Below are 21,674 nucleotides of genomic sequence, written 5' to 3' on the forward strand. Positions count from 1 at the left end.
AAGCCAAGGTCAAAGCCGAGGTCGCAGACCTCTGCGCCAAATTCCCGATCTATCCTAACCTGTAATCAGGTTTAAAATCAAAGACCTGAGCGGCGCCCGATGGGCGCCGTTCTTTTTGACGCGGGTCAGATAAACCCCTGCCACCGCAGGAAAATGATCAGCAGCACAAGCAGCGCCAGCAGATTGAACGCCAGCCCGCCCAGCATTCCCAGAAACCAGCCCATCCGCCGGTCGGCGCGGTTGATCCCGCTCAGATGGGCCTGAACCTCTTCTGACGCGCGCGCGAGTTTTGGCGTATCCAGCACCAGCCGCAGTTTTGGATGGGCTGCCATCGGCTCGGCATGCGCCAGCATCAAGGCCTGTTTGTATATACGGCGGGGCAGCAGCCGTTTGGCCTTGCGGATCGATTCCGCCAGCGTCTTGTCCTTTACACCCAGTTTCTTGCGCAACAGCTGAACCGTCTGCGCAATCTGGCTTTGGATATCTGTATTTTCCGACATGACGCGGCCTCCGAAGCTGCCAACTTAACCGCCATAGACGAAGGCGACAATGGGGCTGGTTGTTTCTGATCGCGACGGGTATCACAGCCTCATGCTGAATACGATCATACATGGCGAACCGACTGCGAACCCTCCTCTGCTGATTGCGCACGGGCTTTATGGCTCGGCCCGGAACTGGGGGGTAATTGCCCGGCGTCTGGCGGACGAACGGCAGGTTGTGGCCGTGGATATGCGCAACCACGCCTTCAGCATGTGGACCGATCAGCACAGCTATCCGGAATTGGCCAATGATTTGGCTGAGGTCATCGAACATTTCGGTGGTAAAGCTGACGTGGTGGGCCATTCGATGGGCGGCAAGGCCGCTATGACGCTGGCCCTTCAACACGGGCATCTGTTGCGCAAACTGGTGGTCGCCGACATCGCGCCGGTGACCTACACGCACAGCCAGATTCAATTCATCGAGGCGATGCGTGCTGTTGATTTCTCAAAGGTCGAACGGCGCTCAGACGCGTCAGAGCAACTGGCCGCGTTGGGCGTTGAGCCCACTCTGCAAAGCTTTTTCACCCAATCTCTTGATATCAAGGGGAAACGTTGGCTGCTGAACCTCGATGTTCTTGCGGCTGAGATGCCAAAGATCATGGGCTTCCCGGATTTGGATGCATCGTGGGGAGGGCCGACCCTTTTCCTGTCGGGCGGCGAGTCGGATTATGTCCTGCCCGAGCATCGCGATCTGATCCGTGGAATGTTCCCCGCCGCCAAATTCGCCAAAATTCCCGGCGCAGGCCACTGGCTACACGCCGAGAAACCGCGCGAGTTCGAAGCCGCGGTTCGGGCCTTCCTGAACGCCTGACACTTTAGGCGGTGACTTCGCCCCCGCCATTGACCCAATCGGTCAGACCGCCGATGTTATAGACCCGTTCATACCCCATATCTTTCAGCAGCTTGCCCGCCAGCGCGGCGCGACCACCGGCGGCGCAGTACAGAACAATCGGACGGTCTTTTCTAAGCTCGGGATCATGGGATTGCAGGGTTTCGTCAGCACTGAATTCCAGCACGCCACGCGGGATATGATGCGCGCCACTGGCCCGCCCTGACTTCTGCACCTCGATGGCATCACGGACATCCAGCAACAACCCGCCCTGCCCCAACAGTTCTTTCGCGGTGCCCATGTCGATACGCTCGACTACGGCATTTGCGGCTTCGATCATGTCTTTAACGGTCAGGGGCATACGCATTCCTCCGGTGTTTCCCACCGGAAAGTAACATGCAGAAAACGGAAGGAGTAGACCTGCCCAAGGGCCAGCCTGTTTATTGCTCGCGGAAAGCGCGCGACATGCTGTCTGTCACAGGTTTTGCGATGTAGGCCGCGAAGGTGCGCTCTTCGGTCTGGATCATGATCTCAGCGGGCATACCAGGGGTTGGAATAAAGCCTCGGACGCGCTCGATCTCTTCCGGTTCCAGCGAGATGCGGGCCAAGTATACCTCTTGCGGCGCACCATTGGTTTCTTCGATCAGCGAGTCAGCCGACAAATAGAACACCTGACCGTTCAGAACCGGCGTTGTTCGCTGGTTCAGGGCAACCAGACGCACCGTCGCGTCCTGGCCGGTCACCACGCTGTCAATCTCGGTGCGTGGGATCTGAGCCTCAATGATAAGGGGCGCGTCGGCGGGTAGAATCTCGGCGATCGGTTCACCGGTTTCGATCACGCCGCCCGGCGTGTGATAGTGCAGCCGCACAACTGTTCCTGTCACCGGAGCCCTCACGACCGCGCGGTCCAGAACGCTGCGGGCCTGACGCGCTTTTTCACGGACACTTTCCAGATCGGCTTCTATCACACCCAACTCGTCCAGCGCAGCCTCGCGATAAGCTGCCCGGGTACGGGAAATCTGCTCCTCGTATTTCAACAGCATCTGGCTGATCTCGGCTGCCTCGGCCTGCAAACGCGCCTGCTGGCCTTCGGCTTCGGCCTGAACCCTGCGAATGGTGTTCAATTCGCCCTTGCGTACAAGGCCCTTTTCGAAAAGCGCTTCTTTGGTTTCAAACTCTTCCTGCAGGATTTCTGCACGCCGGACCATGCTTTCCAACTGCGCCTCAAATCCGCTGGATCGAATTCTCAGCGCCTCCATGTTGCGCTCAAGCAAAGCGATGTCGTTCAGCAAGGTCTTGCGGGACAGGTCAAAGGTGATCTTTTGCCCATCAAGGATGCTTAGCACTTCGGTATCATCCGACGCGGCAATCAGGTTGGGAGAAAACTCCAGCCGTTGAAGCTCGCCATATTCCGCATTCAGACGTTCCGACATAGCCTGCAGGCGGATTTTGCGGATGAACAGCTCACGCTCATTGGCTTCGGCCGAGGTCTGGTCCAACGTCATCATAACCTGCCCGGCTTTGACAGCCTGGCCTTCGATAACCTTGATATCCTGAATGATACCTCCTTCCAGATGCTGGACGATCTTGTTGCGACCAGTAGCGACAAAACTGCCCTGCGCGATCACTGCAGCAGCCAAAGGTGCCCGGAAAGACCAGATGCCGAACCCGCCAAAGCAGACAACCAGCATGATCATCCCGATGACTATCAAGTGGTTTATCGAACGCGGAACTTCGGCGTACCATACCGCCGGGTCCTTGGGGTCGTTGTTTACGGGTACCAGTTCATTCATGTCGCACCCCCTTATTGTTTCTGTATGCCGGGCTGATTGTTACGCGGCCCGTTCAGTTGTTGCAGAACCTGTTCGCGGTGACCGAACAACGCAACACGGCCATCCGTCAGCAGCATGATCTTATCGACCACGTTCAGCAGCGTTGGTTTCTGCGTGATCACCACAACGGTAATCTTGTTTTCCCGGGCCTGTTCAATGGCCCGCGCAAGCGCCTTGTCCCCGGCAACGTCTAGGTTCGAGTTCGGCTCATCCAGAACCACCATGCGCGGATTGCCAAAGAAGGCTCGTGCCAATGCGATGCGCTGTTTCTGACCGCCGGACAAGGGTGAGCCATCCGCAGCCACTACGGTTTCATAGCCCTGCGGCAGCGTCGCGATCATGTTGTGGACATCGGCCAGAACGGCGGCGTCATGGATTTGCTCGTCCGTCGCATCTTCGCGCATCCGTCCGATATTGTCCTTGATCGTGCCGGGAAACAGCTGCACGTCCTGCGGCAGATAGCCGATGCTTTCACCAAACTGACGCGGATCCCAGTTGCGGATGTCCATCAAATCCAACCGTACACTGCCCGAAGTTGGCAGGACCGACCCGACCAGCGTTTTACCAAGCGTGGTCTTGCCAGCGCCAGAGTTGCCGATGATCGCCAGCGTCTCGCCCGGGTTCAGTGAAAAACTGATGCCATTCAGCACGACCCGTTTGGTTCCGCCCGGCACATAAAGCAACCGCTCTACATCCAACCGTCCCTCGGGGCGCGGCAGGCGTAGCTTTTCAAATTGCAACGCTGAATTGGACAGCAATTGGTTGATCCGTCCATAGGCTGCGCGTGTCAGCAAGAAAGCATTCCAGCCTTCAATCGAGCCTTCAATCGGCGCAAAAGCACGACCTGCGATGATTGAAGCTGCGATGACCATGCCGCCGGTGATCTCGCCCTGCAGCGCAAGAAACGCGCCCCAGCCCAGAATTGCGATCTGCGTCAGCAGACGCACCGCTCGGGAAATGGCCGCAAAGATCACGTTTCGGTCCTGTGCGCGGACCTGCCAAGTCAGGGATTTCGCAGTATCACGGCCCCAGATGCGCACGGCCTCGGGGATCATGGCCAAAGCGTTGATGATTTGACTGTTTCGGGACATTGAGTCCAAATGCATGTTTGCCATCGACTGCGCCTTGTTGGCCTCGGCAAACGGCTTGGCCGTCATACGCTGGTTGATGAACGCGATGGTCACCAACAGCAAGGCGGTGACGATCACGATCATCCCAAGCTGCGGATGCACCAAAAAGATCATCAGTATGAACAATGGCGCGAATGGTACGTCCAAGAATGATATCAACGTGCCGGAAACCAGAAACCCACGCACTTGCTGCAGATCACCCAGCGTCTGATACTCGCGACCGTTCCCATGCAAAGAGGCATGCGCAGCCGCGCTCAGAACCGGGGCGCCCAGACGGGCGGCCACCTCGACCGCAGTACGCATCAGCATGAACCGCCGCACCGCATCAAAGGCCGATTGGAAAATCACGGCCCCGCCAACGATGGCCGTCAGCATGATCAGCGTATCCAACGACCGGCTGGTCAGAACGCGGTCACTGATCTGGAACAGATAGATCGGGATCGCCAGGATCAGAAGGTTCGTTGCACAAGTCAGGACCAACACGAATGCCAAATTGCGATAGATCGCGCGCAAAGAAGTGCGCAGTGTCTTCCGGAAATCTTCTGGCGGGGTCCGTTTATGGAAAGTTTGGGGTGGCCCTTTCCCATCGCCGCCACCTGAATTGCTGCGCAGCAATGGTTCGTTCGCCTTGGCCTCGATAGTGGTGCCCATGCCATCACCGCCATTCGAGCGCGACGCGGGGGGTGTACGGTCGCTCGTTTTATTGACGGGTTCCGGATCGGGGCTCTCGGCGTCGGCCACCCCAGCACCGCTGCCCTGTTGGTCATTGTCTTCGGCAGGCTGCGGCTGCTCGCACCGGGGGGGAGGTCCGGCGCGTAATTGCGATTCCTCTTTTTCGTCGTGATGTACAGGTTCTGCTTTCACGGTTTCGCCGGCGCTCGCATCGCTTTTGGCGACTGCCTCCCGTTTACCGTCTTGCGGATCACCAATGCGTAAATCTTCGCTTAGACGTAATCCGGGGATCTTCTTTGGTTTCTTTTTGGACTGGCCCGCGCTGGACGGTTTTGATACGCCGCCGCCGTTACGATCCAATGGGCTGGCGTATCGACGCGGGCGCGACAGAAAAACAATCGACATGTTAAAACTTTCAGGTCACTCGTAACAAACAGGGTTACTACGCTAGCATAGATTGCAGGCCATCGTCGATGGTGGCCTGTTCCGAAGGTGTCAGCTTGTGATGGTCCGGCATGTGCTTAGAGTTGGCAGCTGCATCCATTTCTTCCAGCATAAGCGCGACAGCCTCGCCAACGATTTCGGCCTTTTCCTCTTGCGCGCTCTCGAACATGCTCGCCTGATGCAGCATCAGCTCCGAGTATTCTTCTTCCTTTGCCATAATCACTGAATCAACGCCCATTTTTTTGATATTGGCTTTGTTCAGAATGGCGTTGCCGGCACCTATGGCAGAAACCTCTTGCCCGTTGTTCGCGTCAACATAGATGTCGTCATCGTCCTGCAACTTGGTCACTTGTTCGATGGCGTTGACCTGTAGCAAATCACCTTCAATCTTCAGCACGCGCACCAACTCAGCACCCGCGAACATCGGATCGTTCATAAGCGCATCTTCCAGTGCATCTGTGTCGACCTCCTGCATAGGAATGACGTCCGCCAAAGAGTCACTCATCTCTTCATGCGTATCCTCGCCGGTTGTCGTCAGAGAAACCTCGTTCATTACAAGGTTTTCTTCTGGCGCGGTCGGGTGCGCACCGTGAACCACATCGCTATCCATAAGCGCAATGGTCTGGGTCACGACATCGATTGAGAGCATGTCACCACCAACGATGATCATGTCGTAGAAACTGCCCAACTGTAGAATGTCGGTTACGTTGGTCATGATGTTCTCACCCAACGTATATGCCGTGGACGAGGCCGTTATCTCGGTATGAATGTGGTCAATATCCGTGGCGTCGATGATCTGTTTGATAAAATTGGTTACCAGCAGATCGCCAGAAATCCAGTCGACGACAACAAACGGGTCTTCACCAGCCTCGCCGACGTTACCTTCTAGCCATGGCGCCTCGTTGCCTTCGACCAGAATTTCCGAAGACTGAACCACGTGGGTCGTGCTTTGCACGCCCGGTTCACCCTCGTCAAAGTCGGTTACAACTGCAACCTGACTGACAACGCCGAGGTTTATGGATTGCCCACCAACCAGGATGTTAGGTGCGTCAACCCAGCCAACGCTGATTGAAACTTCGTTAACCGCAAGGTTGCCCCCTGCGACCACAGAATGACCACCTTCGAATTCGGCGTCTATGGGCTGGTCCCACTCATCCGGCATCGCATATGAAAAGTCGTGTTCGGTTTCCTCGTCTTCCTCTGACGTGAGGTTTTCCGGCAGCAAGTCATTAAAATCAGGCGCCTCATCGACATATTCACCATTCACGATAACGCCATGTGCATCTTCGCCGTAGAACTGAACGACTGTGGCACCTTCAATTTCGATGTGTACAAACGAGTTAATCTGATCAATTAGTCGCTCTACCGCCTCGCCAGACAAATACTCATTGACGTCAATCGAGAACCCGGAAATCACATGCAGCGACAAGGCTGTTGCCAACATCGCCTCGCCCTGTGCGATCAGGGTTTCCAAATCGCGGAAATCACCTTCTCCAACGACATCATTGTCGTTCAATTTGATCGTCTGGAACGTATAGGTAACTGCAGACCCAATCAACTCGGTCACAAATTCCGGCACAATTTGAATAGTGTTTAGTTGAAAGGCAGCTCCACTGCCTTCGAACCCCTCAGGAAGGGTGAATTCGCGCCCTGGGCTTGACCCGAGGTTGACCTCGGATTCTTTCAACGGTCCGGGATCTGCCGGGGTTGAAGTGAGTTGTTCTTGGGGAGCGAAAAATTTGTAAGGCAACGGGTCGTATTCACCCGGGTTCATCTTCAGGTCTGCCTTAATCTCAATACGAGTGGGGTCTTCCAAATCTTCCAGTTCGGCTTTCCGTTTCAGCGCGACAAATTCTTCATACTGATCCCGTAACCGAACCTGTTCTGTGGTTAGCTCAAAAGTTCCAATAAAATGGGCAATTTGTTCCGAAATACTGTCAAGTGACATATTGATGTCCTTTCCCCGCCCCGGCCAAAAATTTCCGGTTGAGGTTAAGTTGGGCCGAGGCCGCCCGATACGGCCTCGGCGTTTTCTTGAATGAAATCAGAGCCCGCTCAAGGGCGGGCTCTGTTTTCAGTTACGCGTCGGTATCGTCGCTGGAGTAGCTGGACGACATGTTACCGCCAACCATTGTGGTATCGACGTTGTTGCCAAGAACATTGGCACCCATGACGATGTCCTGGTTGAAGGCCGACGTATCGATCACTGCAGCAGCAGATGCATAGGATTCACCGCTTACAACGCCGTCACCGTCGTTGTTCGAACCCCAGTTTCCTGCACTGCCACCGGCACCGCCATCGCCCGAGTATGCACCCGATGCGTTGCCACCGGTATTCACGCCACCATTGGTGTGGCCAGATTCAGCAAATCCGCTCGCGTCACCGCTGGTTCCGCCCCAGGCTTGTGCGGCACCGCCGCCGCCACCGATGCCCGATTCCGACATACCTGTGGCCTCACCCGTTCCGGTCGAGGTTGCATCGTTGTCGGAGTTTGCCGCTCCGCCATAGCCCGAGATAGCTTCGGACAGGCTGTCAGCAGTTCCGTCAACTTCAGACGTTGCGAAGACTTCGGCGAGCCCGCCATCACCGGCTGTGTTGGTCGCGTCAGCAGAGCCTGTACCAGAACCATCCGAGGTTGCATCCTGGTCAACAGCGCCACCGCCACCGCCAACGCCGTCTGCCGTCGAGGTGCTGGTTCCGTTAGCATCTGCTGCACCATCAGCTTCGTTGAAACCACCGGCTCCGGCTGTCGAGTCTGCGTCCTGATCGCCAACGCCGTCAGCATCAACTCTTGCGTCCGCAGGGCCACCATTGCCGTCGCCACCGCCGCCGTCGCCACCGGTACCTTCGGCGCCATTGCCGTCACCACCGTTACCGTCGCCGCCGTCACCGCCGTCACCGCGAGCACCATCACCGGCAGTACCTTCGGCGCCATTTCCGTCACCGCCGTCGCCGCCGTCACCGCGAGCGCCGTCACCGCCGTCACCACCGTCACCGCGAGCGCCGTCACCGCCGTCGCCACCGTCACCGCCGTTGCTGCTTTCGTCACGACCTCTGTTACCGCCGTCACCGCCGTCGCCGCCGTCGCCGCCGTCGCCGCCGTCACCGCCGTCGCCGTAACCGCCGTCACCGCCGTCGCCGCCATCACCGTAACCGCCGTCACCGTAACCGCCTTCTCCGTCGCCGCCGTCGCCGCCGTCACCGCCGTCACCGTAACCACCGTCACCGTAACCACCGTCACCGTAACCACCGTCACCGTCACCGCCGTCACCGTCACCGCCAGTTCCGTCTGAATGATTGGCCGCTAGCCCACCAGCAAGACCCAGTCCGATGTTACCGGCGCCGCTGTCGCCGCCGTCTGCGTCGCCATTCGACGTGTCGTTGTCTGCATCGCTGTCTTGATCTGCGTCAGAGTCGGTGTCGTTTTCACCACCGGAAGAATCGGCGTCATTGTCGGCATTCGACAATCCAAGACCCAGGCCAAGGCCGATCGAACCGGCGTTTCCGCCATCACCACCGTCACCATCGGCATCTACGTCTGAATCGCTGTCTTGGTCAGCTTCGGAGTTGCTGTCAGCGTCACCGCTGTCTCCGCCGTCGCTGTCGCCTTCGGCGGACGCTTCCGACTTACCAACACCCAGGCTTGCTGTTTTTGCGTCGCCCGAGTCGCCGCCATCGCCGGCTTCTGCGTCGCCATTGGCGTCGCCAGAATCACCACCAGTGGCATCGGCTTTGCTACCTTTTACATAGGCGTCTGCGTCGCCAGCTTCTGTTGAACCACCGTTACCGGAATCGCCGGCGGTTGAGTTGGCGCTGATGCCTTCACTCGCTTCAGCATGACCTCCGGATGCATCGCCGTTCTGTTCGAACGTGCCCCAATTACCAACCTGAGCAGAACCCAATTCGTCATTGTCTTCCAAGCTTGCAAGCTGGTTATTGAAGGACGCCATATCGTTACCGGCGCCATCCAGCGAAACATCGATATTAATGTCGTCGCCAGGATCGTAGTCGCCACCAACAGTAATAACGTCCCCTACCGAACCGCCGTCATAGACATCAATGTCGACGTGGTCATCATCACGGGGAATCCATTCGCCACCACCAAAGTCGATGTGAACAGAGTTCGAGTTGTCGTTGCTGTCGTCACCGCCGTTTGTGTTCTGCTGTTGTTGCTTCTGATGTTGGTCCTGATCCTGATCTTGCTTCTGTTTTTGATCCTGATCGTTCTCGTTATCGACTTTCGTCTTCTGATCTTGCTTCTGCTGCTGCTGCTGATCGTTATCAACGCTGTTGTCGTTGGTTTGCTCTTGCTCATTGAGGTTCGCATCGACTTCAGCGTTTTCGACATCAATGTCGGCTTCAATCGGGATGTGCGCCTCGTCGATATTTACTTCGCCAACAGCTGTGGCTTCAGCATAGGGAGTATAACGTTTCGATGACATAACAATTTTCCACTCATTGAGCGCCTGGCCACCATTCATCTACAAAGCAGCTACCGGCGCGGTTAAAATAAAAAATTTGGCCTCAAGCGCAGAACGCGCATGACGCGGTGTTGTTCAGTGAATTCGTTTCCCACCTCCCTTTCCCGGCTAAGCCGATGAACTGTCCGCAATATTGAAATTCACGCTAATTCGCGATTCGCGGACACGTCAGGAACAGTGCTTCCCAAATTGAAGCCGGATCATCGTTGCAGCAGGAAAGAGGTCTGAATAGCTGCTCTAAAGCATTAGACAGGTTCAACTAGTTAATTTTAAATTATTTTTTTACGATGTGCTCGAAACTGATCAGCTCGCACACGAAAATACGGCCGAAATTCGGCCATTCCGTTAAATCTATAATATTGCTTTGCTTTTATGGAATTGGCCACAACGAACCTAACTAAAAGTTCTAGTCCCAATCGTCAAGTCAACACGGATTGTTGTAGAAAAATATACTTTCAGGTATAATAGTTAGGCAAAAACTGAAAAATTGCCGCTATTTTGCGCTCCGCGTTTATTTTTACGATTTCGCCAAAAATTTTATGGCGTTGGTTTAAAGGGGGAAAGAATGAGCAATCCTTTGCAGGATAGTGCCGCCCAAATAAATGTATGTTCCGAAGATTTCTCGATCAATTTCATCGGCAAGGAACTCTTCTTTTCAAATCAAACTCTGCGAAGTGTTCAGTCGGAATTCGGCGTGTCCGCACATCGGTACGAAGATGTCGCTGACCTGTCATCGGCAGGCGCCCAGGTCCCGCTGGGAGGCAAAGTGGTGGTCGTTGATCAGATGATGCTGGATGATCTGCTTGCCCGCCCGCATGTCTATACCGAAGCAGCCGGGACGGGCTGCCTGGCTTTAGCCTACCGCAAAGAAGACGCCGCGCGGGCCTTGTTCGAAGCCTGGGATCGCGCACAATTCGGAGATATCGGGTATCTTCCAATGAACGTCGCACCGGACGTGTGGCGCTCTATTCTTCGGCTACTGATGCATGAAGAACTTTATCTGCCAAGCTTCCTTGCCGATTGCGTATCCGCACCCCGATCTCAGAACAAGCCATGTCTGCTGAGTACGAGCAGTGTAAAGCCGAAAGAGCCTCATCCGGTCTATTCGCGGCTAACACGGCGGGAAAAACAGGTTCTGAAACTGGTCGCAAAAGGTCAAAGCAACAAGATCATCGCCGCGAACCTCGGCATTACCGAACACACAGTAAAACTGCACATGCACAATGTTGCGGGAAAGATCGGCGTAAGCAACCGAACCGCAGCCGCGCAGTTCTACTTCAAAGTAACCGCAGACGACGCGTACGGGCAAAGCGTTGACTGAGACGCTCGAAACTCGCTTTGACCGCCTGATCCTGCTGGTCGGCAGGCTAAATTACATGTGGACCAATACCGAAAGCCTGTTGATTCATCTGATTGCCGGCCTGAGTGGCACCAACAAGGATGTAGCGGTCATCATTTTCCTGACACTCAATACCACGCGCGCCCGGATCGATCTTGTCGAGCGGCTTGCCAAGATGGACGGTCGTCCAGCCGACATACGCGATACGATCCTCGAGCATACTCAACGACTGAGCAAGCTGTCCTCAATTCGCAACAGGTACAATCATTGTATTTACTCGTTCGATGCCGACAGCGGTAACCCCAAGACCATTCTGATGCGTATCGCGGATCGAAAGACCGACATAAAAGTGGGGCGTGAAGACACCATGGACGATAAGGCAATTCAGGAAATCGAGGACATCGTGGCACAGCTTTCTGCAGCGAACCGCGATATCTGGCACCTTATCGGCAAACTGGGATTTCCGGTCTGACCAATTGAATAGTGCGGATGGCGGGGATCGAACCCGCAAGCCCTAGGGCGAGGGATTTTAAGTTCAATCGACTTCGCTGAAAAACAGCCGCTTAGCGCTTTTTACTCACACAAACATATCAAGAACGTAAGGTGAAAGTGTGAGTGGTACTTTTAAACCTACCCCTCCCCCCCTGTGACTGCGGATACGGGTTCACATCCTTGTAAAACGATAGACTGCGCTGGAACTGGTCAGAGGATTCGGTATGCCCGCACTTGCTGCACTTGGAGCGGAATGGTTTCACTGTCTTATGGGCTTCGATAGCCTTTTCATTCCGGGTCATGCCGGTTTAGGTGCATTGGGGACATGTGAGGTATAGGACGAGCATTCATAGCTCATGCCTGAGTCTACCGGCAGTATCCAGCCCGCGTAGATTTTGCCGATTTCATGAACGGTGCTACCCTGTCCATATTATTTGATTCTTTTTGGGGGTAACGATGCGCATTTTTCTTGCGGCTTTAGCCTGTTTATTCGCGTCCAATGCCGGGGCGGCAACGGTTACATTTGACCATGATATAGGAACTGATCCAAGTGTTCCTGGTGGTTTCTTAGGGGCGAGCCAAGGTTTCGAGTACCTCTATGATGTAACCTACCTTAGCGGCGATCACATCTACCTTCACGACGATTCCGGCATAACCTCATCCAGAATCGCCCATGAGCAGGGATCTGTTTTTTCCGCACACAGCATTGATGTTCGGGGCTACTCTCGTGTGTACAAGACTGGATCGGGACCTATACCCGGCGCGCCAACTGATGCGTCTGAGTGGGGGATTTCAGGGCTTGCGCCACTCCCATTCCTCAATTTTTATGGGCTGAGAGACGGGGCCGTAGTCGCTTCTCAGGCCGTTGCGCCTTCGGAATGGTCAACTGTTCTCTTTGACGCGACCTTTCGACTTATCGATCAACTTTACCTGACCCTAAGTATTCCTAGTGCGATAATGGGACAAGATAGCGACATAGAATTCCCCGCCACAACGAGTCCAAACACAGTCTGGTGCCCACAGTGGTGCGCCGGGTTTCAGGTCGACAATCTGGAAGTATCTATTGCCCCGGTCCCAGTTCCTGCCGGGGGTTTCCTCCTGTTTACCGCGCTTCTTGGTCTGGTGGGGTACATACGGTTTAACCTACAGAGATAATCTGGCCGTTGATAATGAGCGGCTGGCCACCGGGTAGCATAATCGCTCGCCCGGTCGGGGCTGGGGCTCCGCTCCACAAAGCATTCAGACTTTCGAGGTAGGCTTGACCTTGGCGGTTGTTCACGTTGTCCAGGGTGATGAAGTCACGCCATGATGAATAATCGCCGGTTGTATTTGTTAACAGCGCATCGCCGGTATTGGCGGGACCAAACTCAATCGAGTTTGTAACACTCTGGAACGAACCGGCACTCCCCTCCTAGAAGAACTCTTTCGCAATACAGTTATCCACACTGAACTGTGAGTTATCGCCAGTTCCGTTCTTGTCCTCGCCACCCTGCCCAAAAGCGGCAAACATGTGCTGGCCAAGAGCCTAACCCAGCCGTTGGGGTATCATGCCGTAGAGAAAGCGTTTCGTGCTTGGCGCAAGGATCTGGGGCCCAATGCAAAACAATCCGTTCTGCACGGGCTACGAAAACTGGCGATTGTCCGTCTGCCAGAGGCGGGGTGTTCAGACGCCGAGATTCAGGCCGTCACCAATCAAAGAGCCGAAATGGTCGCCTATTATCGCAAGCGGGCTGACCGTCGAATGCTTTCCAAGGCCGCCCAAACGTGCAGATTCTAAAACGAGAACAGAACAAGACCAGTACGGGAAAGTGTGAATTGGCACTGTGAGTAAAGAAAAACACCTTTTTGGAAACCGCCGAGCATTTCCGCCTAACCAGTTGTTTTTAAATGTGGTGCGGATGGCGGGGATCGAACCCGCAAGCCCTAGGGCGAGGGATTTTAAGTCCCTTGCGTTTACCAGTTTCGCCACATCCGCGTGCCACCGATGTCTTGAAGCTGGTGACCTCGGGAACTCTTACTGCCAAGCGAACTGATTGAAAAGCCGCTAAGTTGCCATGCCACGGAAGAAGTCGCTCCACTACCGGGCCGTGCTGGGCTCCCATCGGAGAAAGCCCAGATGCTTTCACGTTCGAAAGCACAATCCGTTGATGCGAACAATTATGATTGGACCCATCTACGTGATCCGGATTGATTTTTGGCGCATGACCGGCTGAGCCATCGCAACCAAGGCTTCCCGGGCTGGTCAGCGATGTCCCAGAGCACTATGCGGTCGTTTGATGACGCGGTGCTTCCTCCGTTGTTCGATCAGGAATTGCGCTTCTCGCCGGGCATATCTTGGCCGACCATTCGGGAGGGGGCGTTGGGCAGGCGATCAAAACGGGTGCATAGCCTTGCCGTCGGCTGCGGCATCGTGGTCCCAAGTGGCGGTGTCCTGAAGGGAAAAAACCGTTCTCAAGTGTTGTTCAGCATATCTGTGATTCGCCATGCTTCGCGCATTTTATTGAACATACTCATTCATGTTCGCTTCAATTGCTTCAGAGGCATCTTGAATCGCGTCGGAGATGGGCGCGCCTAACGTATTTCGCTGAGATCGCAATGGCTCCAAGTTCAGCGATGACTAGAGGCATAGTGTCACCTCGTGTGTCACCTTCTAATCCAGTGAATGAGCTTTAAAGTACTGATATTTATTGATTTTTATGGCGCCCCACACGTAAAAAAATATGGTAAATGTATACTTCTAAATTAAAGAATTTTTGCACAAGCCGCATGATACCCCTAATGGTACCCCCTGCAGCGAAATTGCCTCGCCTGCATTTGCAGTGTACTTACCGTGACCGTTACCAAGTAGAGGCCAATTTTGACCTTGAGCACAACTACGCCCTCAAAAACCAGTCGTTCGTATGATACGAGCTTTGCGATCAATCTGGCAGCGAGCCAGCTTCAGCGGTTTGAACATTGAATGCAGTAACCTGATCATTCGCTTATGCATGCTTTAGTGACCGCTAAGCGGACAAAACGGTGATTGCCTCATGAGTAGGAAATGACCGCGGTTAGCCCAAAGCGGCCATGTCCGTTTCAAGCATTATGTGCCTCTTCAGGGAGAGGGACCGCAAAAGCTCCGGCGCTTGCGATACCCCGGAACTTGCACAATAAACATGGCCCATCGCGCTGCGTTTCACTAAGCTGACTGAGTTTTCCTGGTTCGTGGAGGAACGATTGTGCGGTGGATAAGACCACTGATTGACGGAGTATCCCTCCCGTGCCTGCTTTTAGGTCTTCTGTTTTTTGCGGCCTCGCTGACCCCCTCCCTTATTCCACGCGAGCCGATGGTTCAAGGATTATTAGGCGGGATCTTGGTGGCGCTTGGCTACCTTCTAGGGCGTGTGTTCGAACTGATTTGGCAGGCCGCTGATCTGCCGCGCATGCGCGGACGTCTAGCGCTTGTCGGTAACATTGTCTTTGCAGCTCTTGTTGCCGGATTTTCAATATGGGCGCTGACCTTCAGCTTTGAATGGCAGAATGAGCTACGCGCAAAAATGGGGATGGAGCTTGCAGATGCAAAGCACCTGGCGCAGATCCTATTGGCAGGGACCGGAACCTTTGCGCTTTTTTTTCTGATCGGCGCGCTCGTGGCTGCCCTGTTCCGATGGGTCAGGGGCCGCTTCTATCGCTTCATGCCGCCGCGCCGGGCCAATGTTCTGGGCGTTGTGACGGTCGCCCTGCTGCTCTTCGTCGTCACCCGCGACGGCATTTTCGACCGGGTGGTCACGGGCCTCGATGAAAGTTATGAGGCTGCTCAGATGCTATTTGATGTCGCGCCTGACCTGCCCGAAAGACCGGATCAGGCCGGTTCCGAAGCGTCTCTGATTGACTGGGCGGCGATGGGTCAGCCCGGCCGAGATTTCGTCCTGGGTGGCCCGGACGCCAAGCGATTTCCGCCTTCTCAGGCAAACCCGCGCTGGACCCTATACGGGTTTATGTCGGCCGGGCAAACGGCGAGTCACCGCAAGAGCGGGCCGAACTGGCACTTGCCGAGCTAAAACGGCTGAGGGCTTTTGATCGGGAAGTTCTGATCGTTACTAGCCCCACAGGAACCGGTTGGATGGACCCGGGTTCTCACGATCCGGTGGAATACATGCACAATGGCGACATCGCGACGGTTAGCGCCCAGTATTCCTACCTACAATCGCCTCTGGCTTTAGTTCTAGAAACCCGGACCGGCCTCGATCAGGCAACCGCGCTTCTCGACGTGGTGCACTCCTATTGGCGGACGCTGCCAAAGGATCGCCGCCCAAGATTTTACGTGCACGGTCTGAGTCTTGGTGCTTGGTCGTCGATGTACGCCACAAACCTCTTCCGACTTGCCGACGACCCGATCGATGGGGCTTTTTGGGCAGGTCCGCCGTTTCCGTCACGGTTCTGGCAGCAAGCGCAGAACGCGCGCGAACCTAGCAGTCCATGGGTGCTCCCTATCATTGGGAACGGATCGTTCGTCCGATTTGCGTCGCACTTCTCGGATGCTTCTCAAGCCATCGCAGACTGGGGGGAGATGCGGATCGTATTCCTGCAGTATTCCAGCGATCCGATCGTCTTCTACGATCCGAGTTCGCTTTGGCGGGCACCGCCCTGGATGAACGAGCCTCCAGCTGAAGATGTTTCAAAGCATCTTGTCTTCATCCCGGTAGTCACGCAGTTTCAGTTGGCCCTCGACATGGCGTTATCTTTTGGCACGCCACCAGGACATGGCCACGCCTATTTTGCGCAGGATTACATCTCGCCCTGGGTCGAGGTCACGGCCCCTGCGGACTGGACTGCTACTGACACCAAACGGCTGAAAGCGCATTGCGATATCGGGTACCAGCTTGGATGCCCGAACCGGTGAACCAGTGTTGACGTTCCTTAACCTGTCTTGCGAACTCGGCACAGGCCGTCGCTAGAAGCTGAGAGATTAATCGCAATACTGAGAAACGGCGCGCAAGGCGAGCGTTTGCTTCGGGCTCTATGCAGTCGTTCGCCATAATAGGCGTGAACGACTTCTATGCGGACAAAGCGGCCGCTGACATTTCAGCAAATTACTAATAGGTGCAATCATTCAGGACGCTAAAACGTAAGTCAATGCGAGTAGTTGCAACGCGAGGCGCGTAGTTCTTTGACCGGCAAACCCGTCGATAGCCCGGAGCAATGCACCGACCTGCGCCGGATCTGTGATTGCCGCGCGGTGCTGCACCTGGGTCCGGATCAGGGCATCCTTCAAACCATAGGTCGGATCGTTGTCCGCCAGTCCCAGGGCGATGGCATAGCGAAAGACAGCCCCGGCAGCATATCGCAATCCGTACGGCGCTTTCGTGATTACACTTTTTCTCCATCTTCTGCAGCGGAGTTAGAATATCCCATACTGTTATTTGCGTGATCGGTATTTGCCCGATGCCTGCGGAAAGCAGCCGGTGAAACCAGGCGGTCTTTGCCAGCGTTGCTTCGGCACGGGCTTCGCTGCGCTTCTTTTCCAGTAGTTCTGCCGCCAAGTTGGAAAAGGTAGCGTTGTTTTCTGCCTCTTCTCTTGCTTTTTTGGCTTTGCGAACTCTGGAAGGGTCCTCGCCATTAGCGATCAGGCTGCGGGCACAATCACGTTTCCGTCTCTCATCGGCTAATGTCACTTCAGGATACTTACCCAGCGCCAGCAGCTTTTCCTTTTGGAGCCAACAATACTTGAAGCGTTATAGTTTCGAACCGTTCGGCTTCACCAGCAGATAAAGCCCGTCAGAATCGGCCTGTTTGTAGGGCTTCTCCTTAGGTTTCAGAGCCCGAATCCGTGCGTTGCTCAAAACAGGCATTGGGGGTACCTTCCAGTCACCGTGCGGTACGTACCCAATTGGGGAGTAGATTTTAGCGCACGCAGCAGGACAACATCGGACAATCCGACAGTAGAAATCCTGCTAATACAAACTACTATCAGTCGAAACCGGACGCAACTGGATGTTGAAGTGGTGCCCCCACACGGACTCGAACCGCGGACCTACTGATTCATACCACTACGACTTTCGCCGCCACGCACAGAGCGCTTTGTGGTCTGGACTTTCTCTTCACCGTGACCCCGGAGGGCTTTAGGTGGGTGCCGTCAAGTCTCTACACGTTCAATCCGAGTTGCCTCGGAAAGCTTCGCTCGGGATTGCCAGCAGCACTACCTGCTCAGGTTTCCCCGAATTTGACACCAGTTCACCTTAACGTTTCCATCAAGGGCTGCAACTTTGCCTCAGAATTAGAGCTTGAGGCGGCGCTACAAATCAGTTGCTCTACCAGCTGAGCTATAGGGGCACCTTTTTGCCTCGCTTCTTCGACATGACCAGACCCAATTCATTCTTGGATCAAGCCAATCAAACGGCTAAGCGTCAAAAGTCAGGACGAACTTCGGAACACTTTAACCCTTGTTCCTCGGACGCCGTCCCACTGGATGAGCAGGCGTATATGGCAAAAATTTCAGACCCGCAACCCGCTAAATTTCGTAGTTCGTGACGTTGTCCTCAAGCACTGGTTATGCCTGTTTGTGAACTTCCATTTCCCAGATATCGCAGAAAACACTGGTTCGATTGTTGGCATCATCTGAAAAGGCTGTCTGCGGCTTTTTACACTGATCTATAGGGTTTTCCGCAACTCGAAGAATTGTAGGCATACTTGCCTTGCGGTCGAGGTGCTCGGGCGTCAACGAGAGATGAACATATCCGAGATCTGCCTCACCGCAAACGTCCCTGTACGAGACGGTAAGTCACGCTAAATAATCTGAGGTTTACGGAACAGTTATTTGATATCCGGGAGGCGCCTTGCCTACACAGTCTTGAAATGCGGACCTGCTGATTACAAATCAGTATCTCTATTAACTTGGCTAAAGGGGCACTTGGCGTCAATTACTTTCACTTGTAGTGGACCGCAAGCCTATATAAATAATGTAACTCGGGGATTTGCGGTGTTCATCACTTGGCAATGCCCCATCACTCAGAATGGCGTGGGTTTGACTGCTCCTGTCGCAGCCTGTAACTCGACGAACGGGGCACAAGCAAGGGCACGAACCGAAGATGCAGGTTGCTATCCACGCAGGCGCGGCGTTTACCGACGAAGGTCGGGTGCTGGCTTCATTGACAAAAAATGCCTCCACACTGGCGGCAAACGGGGTGACGGTTTTTGGTCCGCGACGTTACAGACGCGTGTTCAAACCGGCTTTTGACAAGTTTGAGGCCGCATCTAACGACTTAAACTCGCAACAGAACCCTGATGAGACTTTGCCGGTCGGTGCAAATACCCCGCGGGTTTTATACTCCTGCGGCAGCTTCGTGGGAGAAACGGTATCGGCTCTAAAGGAAGGGCACCTGTACCCTCTTGCAGGCCGCAGAATGGCCTTTTTGGAGCAAAACTTCCGCGACCATCAGATCGAACTTTTCATGGGGCTCAGAAACCCGGGTAGTTTCATCCCGAAACTGCTGATGTCATTGCCGGAACAGGAACGCGCCGACGCTATTCGGAATACAGATCTGAGCTGTCTGAGTTGGATTGGCATGATCGAAGACATCCGAGATCTCGCGCCCGGAGTTCAAATTACATTATGGGGCAACGAAGACACCCCCTTTATCTGGGGAGACATCATTCGTGCTCTGGGTGACCTGAGCGAAGACACCCCACTAGTAGACGAACACGATCTGCTGCTGTCTTTGCTGGACGAAACGGGTCAGAAGGAAGTCTTGGAGTTGTCCCATCAGGATGCCGAACCAAGTGAGGCAAGCCTGCACGAAAACATGGCTCGTATTTTCGAAAACCACGCAAAGCCGGGTGAAATCGAAGAAGAACTGGATCTGCCCGGTTGGAGTATCGAAGTCGTAGACGCGTTTACCGAATTGTATGAACAGGATCTTGAACGGCTTGGTTCCATTCCTGGGGTTCGTGTTCTTAAACCCTGAACGCGTTTCTGGAAGCCGGCTCCTGTATGGCGGAGCCAATTATACTGCCCTCGCCGAAGAGTTTCTTCGAATCTGAAGCTTATTCAACTGCAGTGAGTCCTGTGACTGCCTCGGACGCATCCGGCACAAGATTTCACAGAGTGGATCGAAGTTGACCATTGAGCGATGAGACATCTGGCTTTGGAAACTGAGAACCAGGATGGATGCTGACTTTATTCATCTCGTCAGGACTCTTGATGCCAATCATTGACCAACACGCCATTTCTGTTTAAATCGTTGGTTAGTGTCGCCTTTTGAACAGGAGCAGTTCGCGAGAAGAGCTGCTCTTGTTCATGGGCAAGCCCGGTAATCGCGCGTTTAAGCGGCGACCCACATTTTCAATGGTGCCCGGAAATCCATCAGGTCAAAGCCTTTGTGATCGTCGACCCAACCGTCGATCCGATCCGAAGTCGCACCGACAAAGTCGTTGAACATCGGACAGATCAGACCACCGTCATCACGGATCAAAGCAGAGGCTTCCGCGTACATTTCCTTGCGCTTCGCTTCATCAAGCTCTGCGCGCGCCGCGATGACGATTTGGTCAAAACGCTCGTTGAAGAACCGGGTGTCGTTCCAATCCGCTGTAGACAAATAGGCTGTGGACAGCATTTGGTCCTGAACCGGACGGCCACCCCAGTAGCTGGTGCAGAAGGGTTGCTTGTTCCAAACTTCGGACCAGTAGCCGTCATTGGGCTCGCGCTTTACGTCCAGTGTTATACCCGCGGCAACTGCGGACTGCTGAAACAACGCGGCCGCATCCAATGCGCCGGGGAACGAGTTCTCAGACGACCGAAGCGTGACTGGCCCGCTATGACCCGATTTCTTGAAGTGGAACGCCGCTTTGTCCGGGTCGTAATCCCGCTGTTCGAACTCGGTCGCGATTGGATAAGAGCCGTTGATGGGTGTGTCATTCCCCACAGAGCCATAGCCAAAGAGGATCTTGTCTACCATTTCCTGACGATTGATAGCATATTTCAAAGCCATCCGCAGATCGTGATTGTCGAACGGCGCCGTATTAAGGTGCATGATGAAAACGTAATGGCCTGCGCCAGAAGTCGAGCGGACGGTAACTCCGGGTGCACGGTCAACAAGGCGCGCGGTACGGGGTGGCACCCGGTCAATCATGTCGACCTGACCGGATTGAAGCGCCGCGACACGTGCGGTGTTGTCGTTGATGACAATCGCTTCGATTGTGCCGGCATGGCCAATATTGTCATCCCAATGATTGGGGTTCTGTTCGGCCACGAAACGCACACCCATATCGGCGGCTTTCAAAATATAGGGGCCAGTGCCAATTACGGCGGCAGGGTCCTCCTTGCCGCCACCGGGCTGGATTACCAGGTGATAGTCCGAAAGCAGATATGGGAGGTCTGCATTGGGCGCCTCCAACTCAACGATGAACAGGTCGCCATCCGTCCGCATGCCGGCGATACCACGCAACAAACCTAACGCCCCGGATTTGGTCTCTTCGTTCGAGTGTCGGTCGATGGTCTGCAGAACATCCTCGGCGGTGACGGGCTGGCCGTTAGAGAATGTAATGCCGTCGCGGATCTTGAACGTCCATGTTTTTGCGTCGGCAGAAGCCTCGAAGCTTTCAGCAACTTTGGGCTCAAGACCGCCGTCAGGTGCAAGCGCCAAAAGCGTCTCACCCCACAGGCGGGCGACCATATTGGCAGTCGAGTTTGCGGCAGTCGCAGGATCAAGGCTGTCGGTCGTGCCGCCGCCCTGGATACCAACGCGAATGGTACCGCCTTTCTGCGGACCAGCGGCTTTGACCGCTGACGACATCGCCAGATTGGCCGTTGCCGCTGCCAGCCCCAAGGCAGACGCCTTCCCAAGAAATTCACGGCGGGGCATTTTGCCCATGGCCGCCTGTTTTGCCAGATACTTGATGTGTTCGTTCATGGTGGTTTCCCCGTTGTCGTTTGAGAGCT

15 protein-coding genes, 1 tRNA gene and 1 pseudogene are annotated in these 21,674 nt (G+C 54.9%); 7 read left to right on the top strand and 10 right to left on the bottom strand.

All coding sequences use genetic code 11. The features are described 5' to 3' along the window. Positions 1-125 precede the first annotated feature (125 nt). Complete coding sequence (locus GOW98_RS12645; protein WP_170332538.1) at positions 126-500, bottom strand: hypothetical protein; 375 nt, start codon at positions 498-500, stop codon at positions 126-128. A gap of 49 nt (positions 501-549) precedes the next feature. Between GOW98_RS12645 and GOW98_RS12650 the strand changes: the two genes are divergently transcribed. Beyond that, entirely contained in the window at positions 550-1,350 is an 801-nt protein-coding gene (locus GOW98_RS12650) for an alpha/beta fold hydrolase (RefSeq protein WP_437436859.1), read from the top strand. Between the two features lie 4 nt (positions 1,351-1,354). Here the strand turns inward: GOW98_RS12650 and GOW98_RS12655 are convergent, their stop codons facing one another. From GOW98_RS12655 to GOW98_RS12675, 5 genes are all read right to left on the bottom strand, one after another. Then, the gene (locus GOW98_RS12655; protein ID WP_170332540.1) at positions 1,355-1,729 is read right to left on the bottom strand and encodes a rhodanese-like domain-containing protein; all 375 of its coding nucleotides are present in this window, start codon (positions 1,727-1,729) and stop codon (positions 1,355-1,357) included. 79 nt (positions 1,730-1,808) lie between these two features. Further along, positions 1,809-3,161 (bottom strand): HlyD family type I secretion periplasmic adaptor subunit, encoded by a 1,353-nt coding sequence (locus GOW98_RS12660; protein ID WP_170332542.1) that lies wholly within the window; start codon positions 3,159-3,161, stop codon positions 1,809-1,811. An 11-nt stretch (positions 3,162-3,172) separates the two neighbouring features. Continuing rightward, positions 3,173-5,407, bottom strand: coding sequence for a type I secretion system permease/ATPase (locus GOW98_RS12665; protein ID WP_170332544.1), 2,235 nt, complete (start codon positions 5,405-5,407; stop codon positions 3,173-3,175). A 37-nt stretch (positions 5,408-5,444) separates the two neighbouring features. Beyond that, positions 5,445-7,394, bottom strand: coding sequence for a type I secretion protein (locus GOW98_RS12670; RefSeq protein ID WP_170332545.1), 1,950 nt, complete (start codon positions 7,392-7,394; stop codon positions 5,445-5,447). 130 nt (positions 7,395-7,524) lie between these two features. Next, the gene (locus GOW98_RS12675; RefSeq protein WP_170332547.1) at positions 7,525-9,888 is read right to left on the bottom strand and encodes a hypothetical protein; all 2,364 of its coding nucleotides are present in this window, start codon (positions 9,886-9,888) and stop codon (positions 7,525-7,527) included. Between the two features lie 604 nt (positions 9,889-10,492). Between GOW98_RS12675 and GOW98_RS26080 the strand changes: the two genes are divergently transcribed. From GOW98_RS26080 to GOW98_RS12690, 3 genes are all read left to right on the top strand, one after another. After that, positions 10,493-11,248, top strand: coding sequence for a helix-turn-helix transcriptional regulator (locus tag GOW98_RS26080; protein ID WP_170332548.1), 756 nt, complete (start codon positions 10,493-10,495; stop codon positions 11,246-11,248). Continuing rightward, positions 11,241-11,738, top strand: coding sequence for a hypothetical protein (locus GOW98_RS12685; protein WP_170332550.1), 498 nt, complete (start codon positions 11,241-11,243; stop codon positions 11,736-11,738). The genes GOW98_RS26080 and GOW98_RS12685 overlap by 8 nt, the downstream gene beginning before the upstream one ends. A gap of 1,530 nt (positions 11,739-13,268) precedes the next feature. Further along, positions 13,269-13,535 (top strand): hypothetical protein, encoded by a 267-nt coding sequence (locus GOW98_RS12690; protein WP_170332552.1) that lies wholly within the window; start codon positions 13,269-13,271, stop codon positions 13,533-13,535. Positions 13,536-13,648: 113 nt separating this feature from the next. Here the strand turns inward: GOW98_RS12690 and GOW98_RS12695 are convergent. After that, positions 13,649-13,733: transfer RNA gene (locus GOW98_RS12695), tRNA-Leu, on the bottom strand. Positions 13,734-15,114: 1,381 nt separating this feature from the next. On the opposite strand from GOW98_RS12695, the gene GOW98_RS25760 reads away from it, so the two are divergent. Both GOW98_RS25760 and GOW98_RS25765 read left to right on the top strand, forming a co-directional pair. After that, positions 15,115-15,798: an alpha/beta-hydrolase N-terminal domain-containing protein gene (locus GOW98_RS25760; RefSeq protein ID WP_367646841.1), complete on the top strand. Its 684-nt coding sequence runs from the start codon at positions 15,115-15,117 to the stop codon at positions 15,796-15,798. Then, entirely contained in the window at positions 15,780-16,640 is an 861-nt protein-coding gene (locus GOW98_RS25765; protein WP_254438003.1) for an alpha/beta-hydrolase family protein, read from the top strand. The genes GOW98_RS25760 and GOW98_RS25765 overlap by 19 nt, the downstream gene beginning before the upstream one ends. Positions 16,641-16,850: 210 nt before the next feature. On the opposite strand, the gene GOW98_RS25770 is transcribed toward GOW98_RS25765, so the two are convergent. Together GOW98_RS25770 and GOW98_RS26480 are read right to left on the bottom strand one after the other, a co-directional pair. Continuing rightward, positions 16,851-17,087, bottom strand: coding sequence for a hypothetical protein (locus GOW98_RS25770; RefSeq protein WP_254437994.1), 237 nt, complete (start codon positions 17,085-17,087; stop codon positions 16,851-16,853). A gap of 43 nt (positions 17,088-17,130) precedes the next feature. Then, positions 17,131-17,460, bottom strand: a pseudogene (locus tag GOW98_RS26480) (integrase arm-type DNA-binding domain-containing protein); the annotation flags it as partial. A gap of 1,680 nt (positions 17,461-19,140) precedes the next feature. Here GOW98_RS26480 and GOW98_RS25775 point away from each other — a divergent pair. Further along, positions 19,141-19,701, top strand: coding sequence for a hypothetical protein (locus GOW98_RS25775; RefSeq protein WP_254437995.1), 561 nt, complete (start codon positions 19,141-19,143; stop codon positions 19,699-19,701). A 357-nt stretch (positions 19,702-20,058) separates the two neighbouring features. On the opposite strand, the gene GOW98_RS12715 is transcribed toward GOW98_RS25775, so the two are convergent. Then, a complete protein-coding gene (locus tag GOW98_RS12715; RefSeq protein WP_170332556.1) occupies positions 20,059-21,645 on the bottom strand; it encodes an ABC transporter substrate-binding protein in 1,587 nt (528 codons plus the stop codon). Between the last annotated feature and the right edge of the window lie 29 nt (positions 21,646-21,674).

It is taken from the genome of Ruegeria arenilitoris, assembly GCF_013032445.1.
GTDB lineage: Bacteria > Pseudomonadota > Alphaproteobacteria > Rhodobacterales > Rhodobacteraceae > Ruegeria > Ruegeria arenilitoris_F.